We start from the raw sequence: 12,222 nt of genomic DNA on the forward strand, positions 1-12,222 counted from the left end.
TTTCGATTCGATGGTTGTTGAACGCTTGAATGGCACGCGCTAAGTTTCTATTGCTTGATGTTGTATGTTCTTGCTGACCTAGGCTGGCCTGTTTGTGATTGCTAGCAATCGCCTGCAATAGAACCCTCTTTTTTCACTTCAGTATAGTCCCCACTTTTCTATGAATTCAATTCTAGAACCAAGTTTGTCATCGAACTCTTCCGATCCCAATCCCCATGATGGCCCGGAATCTGCAGTGACGGCAAACCATGTTGCGCCGAATAGCGAACGCAAGAGTATGATGCTAGCCCTGCTTGATAGCGAGATCCTTGGCGCTTGTAGTCGTCAAAGTTTGGCGCGTATTTTGCCGCTTCTGAGTGAACGCTATTGCTCGGAGGGCGAGCAGCTAGGGCGGTTGGGGGCGCAGGCCGACCATTTTTTTCTACTCATTCACGGTGAGCTTTGTTTACGTTCGGAGCAAGGGCAAGAACAGACCATTCTTCAAGGGTGTTTTGGCGAAGAAGTGATCACTGGTTCGCATCATTATCGCGCTGATGCAAGCTGTGTCGCACCAAGTCATGTGCTGTGTTTTCCGCGTCAGGCAATCGAGATCTTGGTGGACGCCAATCCCGCTTTAAAAAATCGTTTAATCGCATCGATGATGTCGCGCTTCTCGGAACAAGCGGTGAGCAAAACGACGGCCGAGGCCGGTTCGACCAAGGCTCCCTCTGGTAGTTGGATCGCAGCTTTGGGGTGGGGATTAACGATTCTTATTCCGCTGCTGATTCTTGAATTCGGCGCGCAGTGGAATCTTTCCAATAAGGCGATTATTTTTTCGGCGATATTCTCGTCGACCGTCGTCATGTGGGCCTTTTCTTTAGTGGACGATTACATCCCTAGCTTGTTCGCCTTGTTGGTGATCTTGGTGACAGGTTTGGTGCCTGCCGGGGTGATCTTGTCGGGCTTTTCATCTGATAGTTTTTTGATGGCGTTGAGTACCTTGGGGCTGGGCACCGTGGTGGTGACGTCTGGACTTGGTTATCGATTTATTTTGTGGATGTTAAGTCGCCTACCGAATTCGCAGCTGTGGCATAACGTCGGTCTATTTTTTACTGGCAGTTTGATCACGCCTATCATTCCCACGGCAAATGGACGTATCGCTATCGTCGCGCCATTTTATTTAGACATGGTGGAGAGCCTGAAACTGAAGTCGGGCGGCGCTGCGGCGACTCGATTGGCGATTTCTTGCTTTGGCGGGATCAGTTTGTTTTCTGCGGTTTTTATCACCAGTAAGTCAGTGAACTTTGCTGTGTTTGGACTACTGTCGCCGCAAGGGCAGGATAAGTTTCAATGGCTGACATGGTGTTTGGCGGCGGCTGTTGCTGGCTTCACCTTGGTAGCATTGAATGGGGCCATGGCTTTTCTGATGTTTCGCAATCAGGAGCGTGCCCACTTGCCCAAAGAAATTGTGCAACAACAATTGGCATTGCTGGGTAAATTGCGACCACGTGAGTGGGCTGCCGTGGCGGGGATTGTGTTTATGGTGGTTGGGATTGTGACGAGTTCCATTCATAGGGTGCAGCCTCCCTGGCTTGGGTTCACCATGTTCTTCTGTCTGTTGTTGGGCGGTTCTTTGGACAAGAAGGAATTGAAAGAAAAAGTGGATTGGACTTTCTTGCTTTATATGAGCGGTATCACAGGCATTGTCGCGACTTTCAACTACCTCGATTTGGACAAAGATTTAGGCGTGCATTTACAGATCCTGGGTGCCTACATGCGTGGCAATTTTGAGTTGTTCGTCTTACTTCTGTTTGTCTTGATCAATCTGATACGGATTGTGGTGCCGATTAATGCGGCGGTCGTGATCTTGGCGACGGTTCTCATGCCTTTGGCAGATTTGAACGGAGTCAATGCTTGGGTGGTTGGTTTTATCGTTTTGATGTTTGCGGAAGTATGGTTTTTGCCGTTTCAATGTTCTTACTACTTACCCTTGCAGGAGTTAAATCGCAAGCATGCTTTGTACGATGAAAAACGCTTCTTGTGGTTTAACGCTGTATTGAATTTTGCGCGTTTGGGAGCTGTGTATGCGTCAATTCCGTATTGGAAAGCACTGGGGATTTTATGATGAAATGGCGCCTCGAAAAAGCGTTGATGTGGCTCTTCTTGTTAGTCACTTTAGTACTCATTGCATGGTATAACCTCACGAAACCGAGCATCTTGGTTCTACATAGCTACGACAAAGATTATTCTTGGGTACGCGATATTAATATTGGGGTCAACCGTGTTTTGAAGAATAAATATCTGTATCAAGTGCGCTGGTATTATATGGATACCAAGCGTCATCCAGATGAACGCTACAAGACGAGTGCCGGGATTTCGGCGCGCGATTTGATTGAACAAACTCGACCTGATGTGATTATTGCGATGGACGATGATGCGCAAAAATATGTCGCCAAGTATTTCTCAAATAATCCGAAAATCAAGATTGTCTTTGGTGGCGTGAATAAAGAAGCGGAAGATTACGGCTATGAAAAGGCGTCGAATGTGACGGGAATCTTAGAGCGCTTGCCATTAACCGCGATCAGCGAGACTTTGCAAAGTACACGTCATCTGCAACAGTTGAAACGTCCTGTGCAGATTGCTTACCTTGGTGATTCCTCGGAGACAGTGACTGGTGATGCCAATCAAATTCGTAAATTCGACTGGGCGCCGCACCAAATGAAAGAAGTGCGTCAAGTGAAAACTTGGGGCGAATGGCAGAGCAGTATTTTGGAATTAGGACAGCAAGTCGATGTGATTTTGTTGACCAATTATCGCGGTTTGCAACGTTCTGCGACGGATCCGTCCTTGGTGCCAGCGAAGGAAGTGGTGGCGTGGACGGAGAAAAATTCCTTAGTGCCCGTGGTTGGCGGGAATGGCTTCTACACTGAAGATGGCGGCATGATGGCAATCGGTACTTCACCGTTTGAGCAGGGCGAAATTGCCGCGCGTAGGGCTCTGCAAATTGTGATGAAAAAGGTCGACCCTAAAATGCTGCCAATCGTCGCTTCGCAAGAGTTTATCGTCACCATGAGCGGATCAAGAATGAAGCAACGGCAATTTCAATTGCCCAAAGTGTATGAGGCCGCAGCACATGCAGGTGATCAGTATTTCGAATAGAGGTGACTTTCAACATGAAGATTACACGCCAACAACTCGATCAAGCGATTGACCGCAATATTCTTTCAAACGATCAGGGTAACGCGCTTTGGCAGTTCCTCGCCGAGCACAGTAATGACACTGCCAGTTTCAAGGCCTCGCATATTCTGTACTATCTCGGTGGCATGCTGGCAATTGGCGCCATGAGCTTATTCATGACCTTAGGCTGGGCGCAGTTCGGTGGGTTTGGATTGATGATGATCGCGCTGGTCTATGCTGGCATCTGCGTTAGCTTGCTTGAAACAGTGTTGAATCACCCGCAGTTCGCGATTCCTTCAGGGATAGTCGCTGCTTTGATTGTGGTGCTCGCTCCGTTGGCGATATATGGCTTGCAATCGGCGCTTGGCTACATGGATGATCACGAAAACTATCGCGATTATCACGTGTTTATCGATTGGCGTTGGATCATCATGGAATTGGGTAGCTTGGTGGTCGGCATTGTTGTTCTGTGGCGTTATCGCCTCCCGTTTTCAGTGATGCCGATTGCCGTGACGCTCTGGTATATGAGCATGGATTTAACGCCATTCTTGTTCGGTGATGCTGATAATTCTTGGGAGTTACGCAAGTGGGTATCAGTGGTGTTTGGATTGCTGATGTTGATGGTGGCGCTCATCGTTGATTTGCGCGATAAACAAAGCAAAGACTATGCGTTCTGGATTTACTTGTTTGGTGTGTTGGCGTTCTGGGGCGGTCTCTCATCGATGAACTCCGGTAGTGAATTGGGCAAGTTAATCTACTGCTTGATCAACCTCGGCATGATTGCACTCGGTGCGGTTTTGGCACGACGTGTCTTTGCTGTTTTTGGTGGCTTAGGCGTCGCGGGTTACGTGGGGCATCTTGCATATCAGGTGTTTAAAGACAGTTTGATGTTCCCGTTTGCGCTAACAGTGATCGGGTTTGCGGTGATTGGCTTAGGCCTAGTATGGCAACGCCGCGAAGCGGAGATCGCGAGCTGCTTGCGCACTTACTTACCAACGCGTTGGCGCGAGATGGTCGAGAGCCGATCCTAAGCTTTAGGTTCACTATCGGTGCGCTGATGGTGTCAGCTGTTTCTGAAATTAAACGAGCTTTGCGTGAGTGTATTTTATGAGTGCTAATAACATTAATTGGTTCGACCAAGGCGGTGCAGCCTACGCCAACTTTCGACCGCAGTATCCCGATGCCTTGCTTGATTACCTTGCCAGCCTCGTCAAGCATGATGGTTTGGTGTTGGATGTTGGCTGCGGTAGTGGGCAACTCAGCACGAAGTTGGCGGGGCGATTTTCAAACGTGATCGGCCTTGATCCCAGTGCAGATCAACTCGCGCATGCTTCAGTCCATCCGAACTTGCGTTACGTGTGTCAAGCAGCAGAAAGCTTGGAGTTTGCGCCACACAGCGTGGCCTTGATCACCGCAGCGCAAGCGGCGCATTGGTTTGATTTGCCTCGCTTTTATGCAGCGGTGCAACGGGTTGCGCAACCCGGTGCTGTCTTGGCGCTGATCAGTTATGGCGTCTTACATTTTGACGAAACACTGCGAGATCTGAATGCACGTTTTTCTCAATTCTATCAATCCGAAATCGGCCCTTACTGGCCACCGGAGCGCTCCTTAGTCGATAGTGGTTATGCTGGTATCGATTTTCCATTTGACGAGATTCAAGCTCCTGCAATGGAGATCGCTTTGTCTTGGAGTCGCGCGCAGTTTTTGGGTTATCTGTCGACGTGGTCTGCGGTTCGAGTAGCACGCGAAAAAAATCAACTCGCCTTGTTGCAGGCCTTTAGCGATGATCTTTGTCACCTGTGGTCCGAGGCCGAACAGTGTCTCACCATCCGCTGGCCGATCGCTATGCGGGTCGGAATGGTTCGCTAGAAATGATGCGTTGATGCGCTAGAGCTTGAGATCTGGACAAATATCGGTACAAGCGGGGCGATTCGACTTTTGCGCTTGAGAATGCACCGCTCACACTACTTAGCTCGGTTCAGTAGATTGCTAAAATCAGGGGTTATTTGTGATGCCTTTTTGATGGCTTGTTCGCATCATGTCTTATTCCCTCGTTTGGTTTAAACGCGATTTGCGCGTGCACGATCATGCGCCTTTGCTCGATGCGGCAAAGCGCGGAAGCATTCTCTGTCTGTATATTCTTGAGCCATCGCTATGGCGTCAGCCCGACTACGCGGTGCAGCACTACCAATTTCTACGCGAAAGCTTGCGGGATCTTGCTCTGCAACTACGCGCTTGCGGCGCGTCTTTGCAATTGGCGGTGGGGGACGCGACCGAGGTGCTCGGACAGTTGTTTAAAGCGGCGCCATTTGAAGCGATTTTCTCACATGAAGAAACTGGTAACTTCCATACCTTTCAACGTGATTTGGAAGTCGCCAAGTGGTGTCAAGCGCATGGAGTGGCGTGGCACGAATATGCGCAGCATGCGGTGGTGCGACGTTTGGCTTCACGTGATGATTGGGACGCCGCGTGGTCGCGACATATGTGTGAGGCACTGCGCCCCGCACCAGCTGCCAACAGTTTGCAAGCACGCAATCTTCCATGGCCGAATCCGCGCTGGCCGGAACCCAGTGAATTGGGGATTGCTGGGTTTGATACGCCACAGCGTCAGCAAGGTGGGCGAACAATTGGCTTGCAAGTGTTCGATGAGTTTCTGACCCAAAGAAGCCCGTGGTACCGTGGTGGCATTTCATCGCCACTCACAGCGGTCAGCGCCTGTTCGCGGCTATCGCCCTATCTCGCCTTGGGTTGCATCAGTATGCGTGAAGCGGTACAGGCGACGGAGGATAGCTTGCATATTTTATTGGCGAGCGACTCGGCGCGTGATCAATCCCATGCTAAAAGTCTGGCGGCATTTTTGAGTCGCTTGCATTGGCATTGCCATTTCATACAAAAGCTCGAATCCGAGCCGCGCATGGAAATGGAAAATTTGCACAGCGATTATGATGGCTTGCGAGAAAACGAATGGAACGCCCTGCACTTCCAAGTGTTGCAAGAAGGGCGTACCGGGTGGCCGATGGTCGATGCTTGTGTGGCGATGTTGCGCGAGACAGGTTGGACTAATTTTCGTATGCGTGCCATGTTGGTGTCGGTCGCGACTTATGCGTTGTGGTTGCATTGGCGTCCGGTTGGCATTTGGTTGGCGCGACAATTCCTTGATTACGAACCAGGTATCCATTGGCCGCAAATGCAAATGCAAGCCGGTACTACGGGCATCAATACCACGCGAGTGTATAACCCCATCAAGCAAGCGCAAGATCACGACCCGCAAGGCCATTTTGTGAGGCGTTGGTTGCCGTATTTGCGGCGCGTGCCTGATGCGTATTTATTGCGACCTTGGCTGATGCCGATGGAGGTGCAGGATCAGATTGGTGTGTGGGTGGGGCGTGAAATTCCTATGCCTGTGGTTGATCTTGAAGAGGCCACGCGAACCGCCAAGAATCGTGTGCATGGCTTACGTCGGCTCGATCATGTGAAGGCGGCGCAAGCAGCGATTGTCGAGAAGCACGGTTCACGCGTGTTCCGCGATGGACAGAAACGACGCAGATCGAAGCAATTGGATACTGTTGGGAAGAAGCGCAAGAGTGGGGCAGAAGCTGCGCTTCAGCATAGCTTGGATTTTGACGAAGTGAGTTGACGAAGTGCGCGAATTGAATTGAATTAAATTGAATGCTGTTTTAGTTTTGGAACTATGGAATGACCATCGCTTTTCTATTTCGCAATGACTTTCGTTTGCATGATCAAACGGCATTGCAGGCCGCTATTACCGATGCTAATCAATCTGGTCAGGATCTTCTTTGTGTTGTTTGTCGACCTGACTTCGCCGAAACCACACGATGGGGGTGGTTGCGTTGGAGCCCGCTTCGACAAGCGTGGTGGTGTCGCGCAGTGCAAGGCTTGGCGCAAGCATTGCAACAACGCGGCCAACGGCTTTTGATCTGCGCTGCACCGGCTCCTGTGAGTCTCGCTCGATTGGCTCCGCAATTCAAGATCGACAGGCTGTATTGTGAGGAGATTTGTGCGCCCGAAGAGATGGATGATGTGCAGTGCTTGGAACAACTCGGCTTCACGGTAAAAACCGTGTGGCAGAGTAGCTTACTGGATCCTCACACTTTGCCGTGGGAAGCTGAGGACTTACCTGCCATCTTTACGGATTTCCGCAAACGAATTGAGCAGCAAGGCATCCGGCCACCGTCGCCCTTGGCGGTCATCGATCGGTTTCCCGGCTCTCCGGACTGCTCTCATCTGCCGCAGGATGAGGTGTTGTCTGTTGCAGATCTCAATGATCATGCAATGGGGATTAGCGCAGATCGCATTGAACAGTCGTCTTTTCCATTCGATCCACACGCAGAGGTCGAGGCCGCTTGGAGCGCAAGTGAGTATGCAGCGACACAGCACCTTCAACACTACCTCGAACGTCGCTTGCCTCACACCTATAAAAAAACGCGCAATCAATTGTCGGGTACGGAGTATTCGAGCAAATGGTCACCATGGCTTGCGAATGGGACATTATCGGCGCGTTTGGCTTTCCAGAAGCTGCAAGAGTTTGAAGCCCAGCATGGTGCGAATGACGGTAGTTATTGGTTGTGGTTTGAATTGTTGTGGCGCGACTATTTTCGTTGCTTGCATTTGCAATATCGTGCTCGCATCTCGCATTTGTATCGTGAGCGAGGTTTGCTTGGTGATGCCGAACCCCCGCAGTCAAGCAAGATTGGGAGCGCCGAGCGAGGCAGCTTACAGGCTTGGTGTCAGGGCACTACTGGCGTCGCCTTGGTCGATGCCGCCATGCGTGAGTTAGCTGCAACCGGTTATCTCAGTAATCGTTTGCGTCAAGTGGTTGCCAGCTATTTGATTTATGAACTGAATGGCGACTGGCGCGCTGGTGCTGCATGGTTTGAGTCGCAGTTACTTGATTACGATGTGTATAGCAATCAAGGTAACTGGCTATACATCGCTGGCCATGGCACCGATCCGCGCGGTGGTCGTCGTTTTAACATTGAGAAGCAAGAACGCGAATATGACGCGGATGGGACGTATCGTCAGATGTGGTTGGCTAAATAGCCATTGCGATCGCTATTCCCAGCGTTGATGACGTGGATCTTAAATGTGCGCAACATGCTTGCGCAGCTGAGCACCAAATATCAATCTACTGCAAATAATGAAATGCTATAGTGAGCTATTATCGTAGCGGGAATGAACATGAAACAGGATGTGATTATTCGATTTGCAGATGCGGCAGATGCTGAGGCGCTGAGTGAAATCGCTGAAGTAACTTTTAGAATCACTTTTGCAGAGAGTAATACTGCAGAGGATATGGATACCTTTTGTCGCATGCATTACAGCACAGAGATCCAGCGATCCGAAATCTTAGACGAGCACACGACGACGGTTTTAGTTGAAGACAAAGATCAACTCTGCGCATTTGCGCAACTGCGATTTGGGTCTGCGCCAGATTGTGTGCAAGACCTTAATGCTGCGGAAATACAGCGATTCTATGTTCGACCAGAATGGCATGGGCGAGGAATCGCCCATCGTCTCATGGCGCACTGTTTTGAGATTTTGCGTGTGCGGCGTTATAGAACGGTGTTTTTAGGTGTATGGGAATTTAATCCACGCGCCATCACGTTTTACCAGAAGTATGGGTTTGCTGAAGTGGGCGAGCATGTATTTGTGGTCGGTGTGGACCGACAACGTGATTTGATTTTGGCTTGCCATTTGTAGTGCTTGATCGGGCTTTTTCTTAGCAATGACTTAGGACGTATTGAGGCGCTTATCTGCTCTCAGCGTCTCAACTGCAAGGTCCAAGAATGAACGAACCCGTTGCGGCACCCGGCGTCCTTCGCGGTGCAAGATATGGATCGGTAGGGGCGCTGGTTCGTAGTCTTGTAACACCATTTCGAGTTGCGCATCTTGTACTTGTTGAGCGATTTGATACGACATCAAACGCGTGATGCCGAAGCCATTGAGCGCGGCGCGGATCGCAGAATCATTGCTCGATGTAATCATGCGTGCAGTCAGATGCACGCTACATGTTTCGCCTTGATCGATGAACTTCCATTCCTGACTTGGAGTAACGCTACTTGCAGAGATGATCGTATGGTGCGACAAGTCGCCTGGTGTCATCGGCTTACCGTGTTGAGCGAAATACTTTGGCGAGCCACAAATCACGCGACGCACTTTACCGACAGGAATCGCTTGCATACTGGAGTCTGGCAATTGGCCAATGCGAAACGCCAGATCCACGCCTTCATCGAGAAGATTCACTACACGGTCGAGAAACAAACATGAGGCACTGACCTCTGGATAGCGCGACAAATATTCGGTGACAATCGGCGTGACATATTTGCCGCCAAACAGCACTGGTGCGGTGATACTGAGTCGTCCGCGTGGTGCTGTATGCATGCCCGTTACCGATTCATCAGCCTCCAACATTTCGCCCAAGATGCGGCGGCAATCTTGAGCATATCGTTCACCAGCTTCGGTAACGCGCACCGTCCTTGTGGTTCGCGTGAGCAAACGTAGACCTAATGCAGTTTCCAATTCATTGATGGCACGGGTGACGGCGGGTGGCGACATATCCAGTTTGCGGGCGGCGCCTGCAAATCCTTTTTGATCAACCACGCTGACGAATACATTGATGAGGTGAAATTTGTCCATATTACCTTTGATTGTCCTTCATTATTCCAGTTGGTGGAATAGTGAATTGGATTTTGTGATGATTCTCATTGTACGACGGTTTCAATATAGTGCACACATTCGCTAACGATATGTGACTTTAAGAGGCGAATGGAACCGTGGCAATCATTAACAATTAACTTATTTTATGGAGTCCTTATGTCTCGTTTATCTATCCCTAGCGTTGAATCCTCTGTCGAAGCTTCCAAACCTTTATTGGCAGCTGTGCAAAAGCAACTTGGCGTGACGCCGAATTTAATGAAATTGGTCGGTCATAGCCCGGCGGCATTGGAAGGCTATCTATCCTTGAACGGCGCTTTGGGCAAAGGCAAATTGCCGGTCCAATTGCGTGAACGTATTGCTTTGGCGATTGCGGAATACAACGGCTGTGATTATTGCTTATCAGCGCACGACTTTTTGGGGCGCAATGTAGCCAAGATTAGTGCAACTGAAATCGACGCCGCACGCGATGCGCGTTCTGAAGATGCTCGCACTCACACCGCTTTGCAATTTGCACTGCGCGTGGCGCAAAGCCGAGGTCGCGTCAGTGACGCTGATCTGACAGCGGTGCGCAATGCGGGTTTCGATGAAGCAGAAGTCATTGAGATCGTGTCGAACGTCGCCGTCAATGTTTTGACCAACTACATCAACAATGTGGCAGCGACCGACATCGATTTCCCTGTGGTCCGTGCTAAAACAGTGTAAATCAACAGTGATCTTCCAGTAAAAGCAGCTTGGCGGTACCTGCAGACCTCGCAACGGTAGGCAGTACCACCAGTCTCTCATTCACATTGAGGAGCGTAAAATGAATCTAGATAATGCAGTGGAAACGCATGCGCAATGGAAAACTAAATTGCGTTCTGCAATCGTGAAACAAGAAAAATTAGATCATGCGTGTTTATCGCGTGATGATTGCTGTGAGCTTGGGCAATGGTTGCACGGCGTAGGACAACAACGTTATGGCCGTTTTGCTTCGCATGCGGAATGCGTCACCCAACATCGTGCTTTTCATCGAGAAGTTGCCAAAGTGGCGATGGCCGTCAATGCGGGACGGTATGAGGCAGCGCAGGAACTGTTGGCATCGACATCTGATTATGCCAAGGTATCAAGCGAACTCAGCGTGGCTTTCTTGCGCTTACGTAAAGAAGCAAGAATCTAGGGTGATGTGGTTTGTCTTGGGGTTAAATTCGCTTCATTCTTTTGCAGTGAAGCACGAACGATTTCGCTGAGAGCTGGTTCACTCGGTAATTCATTCGACCTAATGGCCGACAGCAAAGCCTGACGCATGCTCGGTGTCCAAAACTTTTGAATGTGATTGGCGATGCCAGCGAGGCCTTCTTCGCGATCCGGCATGCTTTCGAAGAAGCTACCGATTTGATTCGCCATGCGTATGAGTTTGTCGAGATTGTCCATGATCTTGCGTGCTGAATTGTCTGTTGTTGGTGGTGTTCTTGTTTGATTGTTCTTTGAATTTTGTTTAGATTTTATTTTTTATCGATTTCATTCTTAGCATAGACTTGAATCCGCTGCGCATGGGTGTAGATCGTGGTTTTGTTGTCGCGGGTGTAGCCGAGTAAACAAAGTTGACTACGTTCAGCGACATCAATCGCCAAGCTGGTTACACCCGAGACTGCGGCGAGCACAGCGATGCGGGCGCGTACGCATTTCTCGATCAACTCGTAGCTGGCGCGACTGGTGATCAAAGCGAAACCGGCACGGCCGTCCATCTTGTTTCGTGCTAAGGCACCAATCACTTTATCTAGCGCATTGTGGCGGCCGACATCTTCGCGTAGCACTACAATTTCTCCATCGAGATTGCACCATGCTGCGGCGTGGGTTGCACCGGTTGCTTCCATGAGGGCTTGTTGTGCGCGTAAATGTTGGCTCGCTAAAGTGATGGCGGACAAAGAAACTTGGATATCACTTGTGCTCGAAGGCGTATCCAATGGTGCCAAGTCGCGCAGCAATTCTTCGATACTACTGATGCCACATAAACCACAGCCAGTGCGCCCACTCAATTGCCTTTGGCGTTCTTTGATCTGAAAAAAACATTCATTGGCGATGCGCAGCTCGACGTTGTAGCCCTGCGCGTGTGGCACCACATCGCAGTCGTAAATTTGTGCGGCGTGATCGACGATGCCTTCACTCAAGGCAAAGCCATAGGCAAAATCTTCGAGTGCTTCAGGCGACGCCATCATCACGGCATAGGAAATGCCGTTAATGACGATCGCCACTGGGGCCTCGATCGCGATGTGATCATGGCTATCTGTGCGAACACCTTGACTCAACTGTATCGCCGGGAACTGCGCGTGTGCCGGCGCTTGTCCTTGTTCATTCCCTAGCGATTCTATTGATTCTAAAGATCGCTCATCGATCCGTTTCATGCTCATC

At 50.1% G+C, this 12,222-nt stretch carries 12 protein-coding genes; 9 read left to right on the forward strand and 3 right to left on the reverse strand.

Translation table 11 applies throughout. The features are described 5' to 3' along the window. The first annotated feature begins 160 nt into the window (after positions 1 to 160). The 7 genes from RF679_RS03285 to RF679_RS03315 all read left to right on the forward strand — a co-directional run bounded on the left by RF679_RS03285 (position 161) and on the right by RF679_RS03315 (position 8,877). Positions 161 to 2,104, forward strand: coding sequence for an SLC13 family permease (locus RF679_RS03285; RefSeq protein ID WP_309482794.1), 1,944 nt, complete (start codon positions 161 to 163; stop codon positions 2,102 to 2,104). Then, on the forward strand, positions 2,101 to 3,138 hold the full coding sequence (locus tag RF679_RS03290) for an ABC transporter substrate-binding protein (RefSeq protein ID WP_309482795.1): 1,038 nt from the start codon (positions 2,101 to 2,103) through the stop codon (positions 3,136 to 3,138). The genes RF679_RS03285 and RF679_RS03290 overlap by 4 nt, the downstream gene beginning before the upstream one ends. A 14-nt stretch (positions 3,139 to 3,152) precedes the next feature. Beyond that, on the forward strand, positions 3,153 to 4,187 hold the full coding sequence (locus RF679_RS03295; RefSeq protein ID WP_309482796.1) for a DUF2157 domain-containing protein: 1,035 nt from the start codon (positions 3,153 to 3,155) through the stop codon (positions 4,185 to 4,187). Positions 4,188 to 4,263: 76 nt separating this feature from the next. Further along, a complete protein-coding gene (locus RF679_RS03300; RefSeq protein ID WP_309482797.1) occupies positions 4,264 to 5,025 on the forward strand; it encodes a class I SAM-dependent methyltransferase in 762 nt (253 codons plus the stop codon). Between the two features lie 169 nt (positions 5,026 to 5,194). Beyond that, positions 5,195 to 6,793 carry a cryptochrome/deoxyribodipyrimidine photo-lyase family protein gene (locus tag RF679_RS03305; protein WP_309482798.1) on the forward strand — a complete coding sequence of 533 codons (1,599 nt, stop codon included), beginning with the start codon at positions 5,195 to 5,197 and terminating at the stop codon, positions 6,791 to 6,793. A 59-nt stretch (positions 6,794 to 6,852) separates the two neighbouring features. Continuing rightward, complete coding sequence (locus tag RF679_RS03310; RefSeq protein ID WP_309482799.1) at positions 6,853 to 8,217, forward strand: DASH family cryptochrome; 1,365 nt, start codon at positions 6,853 to 6,855, stop codon at positions 8,215 to 8,217. A 132-nt stretch (positions 8,218 to 8,349) separates the two neighbouring features. After that, the gene (locus RF679_RS03315) at positions 8,350 to 8,877 is read left to right on the forward strand and encodes a GNAT family N-acetyltransferase (RefSeq protein ID WP_309482800.1); all 528 of its coding nucleotides are present in this window, start codon (positions 8,350 to 8,352) and stop codon (positions 8,875 to 8,877) included. Positions 8,878 to 8,907: 30 nt separating this feature from the next. Here the strand turns inward: RF679_RS03315 and RF679_RS03320 are convergent, their stop codons facing one another. Continuing rightward, the gene (locus RF679_RS03320) at positions 8,908 to 9,813 is read right to left on the reverse strand and encodes a LysR family transcriptional regulator (protein ID WP_309482801.1); all 906 of its coding nucleotides are present in this window, start codon (positions 9,811 to 9,813) and stop codon (positions 8,908 to 8,910) included. 177 nt (positions 9,814 to 9,990) lie between these two features. Between RF679_RS03320 and RF679_RS03325 the strand changes: the two genes are divergently transcribed. Beyond that, entirely contained in the window at positions 9,991 to 10,536 is a 546-nt protein-coding gene (locus RF679_RS03325; protein ID WP_309482802.1) for a carboxymuconolactone decarboxylase family protein, read from the forward strand. Positions 10,537 to 10,636: 100 nt separating this feature from the next. Continuing rightward, a complete protein-coding gene (locus tag RF679_RS03330) occupies positions 10,637 to 10,990 on the forward strand; it encodes a CZB domain-containing protein (RefSeq protein ID WP_309482803.1) in 354 nt (117 codons plus the stop codon). Here RF679_RS03330 and RF679_RS03335 read toward each other — a convergent pair. Together RF679_RS03335 and fdhD are read right to left on the reverse strand one after the other, a co-directional pair. Continuing rightward, positions 10,987 to 11,244: a formate dehydrogenase subunit delta gene (locus RF679_RS03335; protein WP_309482804.1), complete on the reverse strand. Its 258-nt coding sequence runs from the start codon at positions 11,242 to 11,244 to the stop codon at positions 10,987 to 10,989. The two genes, RF679_RS03330 and RF679_RS03335, sit on opposite strands and share 4 nt — an antisense overlap. A gap of 71 nt (positions 11,245 to 11,315) precedes the next feature. Beyond that, entirely contained in the window at positions 11,316 to 12,215 is a 900-nt protein-coding gene (gene fdhD / locus RF679_RS03340) for a formate dehydrogenase accessory sulfurtransferase FdhD (protein WP_309482805.1), read from the reverse strand. Between the last annotated feature and the right edge of the window lie 7 nt (positions 12,216 to 12,222).

The organism is Undibacterium cyanobacteriorum (genome assembly GCF_031326225.1).
Classification (GTDB): domain Bacteria; phylum Pseudomonadota; class Gammaproteobacteria; order Burkholderiales; family Burkholderiaceae_D; genus Undibacterium; species Undibacterium cyanobacteriorum.

Bases quoted from the DNA above. Each gene is read 5' to 3' on its own strand.
- RF679_RS03320 (WP_309482801.1), bottom strand. From the start codon at position 9,813: ATGGACAAATTTCACCTCATCAATGTATTCGTCAGCGTGGTTGATCAA.
- RF679_RS03305 (WP_309482798.1), top strand. From the start codon at position 5,195: ATGTCTTATTCCCTCGTTTGGTTTAAACGCGATTTGCGCGTGCACGAT.
- RF679_RS03310 (WP_309482799.1), top strand. From the start codon at position 6,853: ATGACCATCGCTTTTCTATTTCGCAATGACTTTCGTTTGCATGATCAA.
- RF679_RS03295 (WP_309482796.1), top strand. From the start codon at position 3,153: ATGAAGATTACACGCCAACAACTCGATCAAGCGATTGACCGCAATATT.
- RF679_RS03335 (WP_309482804.1), bottom strand. From the start codon at position 11,244: ATGGACAATCTCGACAAACTCATACGCATGGCGAATCAAATCGGTAGC.
- RF679_RS03330 (WP_309482803.1), top strand. From the start codon at position 10,637: ATGAATCTAGATAATGCAGTGGAAACGCATGCGCAATGGAAAACTAAA.
- fdhD (WP_309482805.1), bottom strand. From the start codon at position 12,215: ATGAAACGGATCGATGAGCGATCTTTAGAATCAATAGAATCGCTAGGG.
- RF679_RS03325 (WP_309482802.1), top strand. From the start codon at position 9,991: ATGTCTCGTTTATCTATCCCTAGCGTTGAATCCTCTGTCGAAGCTTCC.
- RF679_RS03290 (WP_309482795.1), top strand. From the start codon at position 2,101: ATGATGAAATGGCGCCTCGAAAAAGCGTTGATGTGGCTCTTCTTGTTA.
- RF679_RS03300 (WP_309482797.1), top strand. From the start codon at position 4,264: ATGAGTGCTAATAACATTAATTGGTTCGACCAAGGCGGTGCAGCCTAC.
- RF679_RS03285 (WP_309482794.1), top strand. From the start codon at position 161: ATGAATTCAATTCTAGAACCAAGTTTGTCATCGAACTCTTCCGATCCC.
- RF679_RS03315 (WP_309482800.1), top strand. From the start codon at position 8,350: ATGAACATGAAACAGGATGTGATTATTCGATTTGCAGATGCGGCAGAT.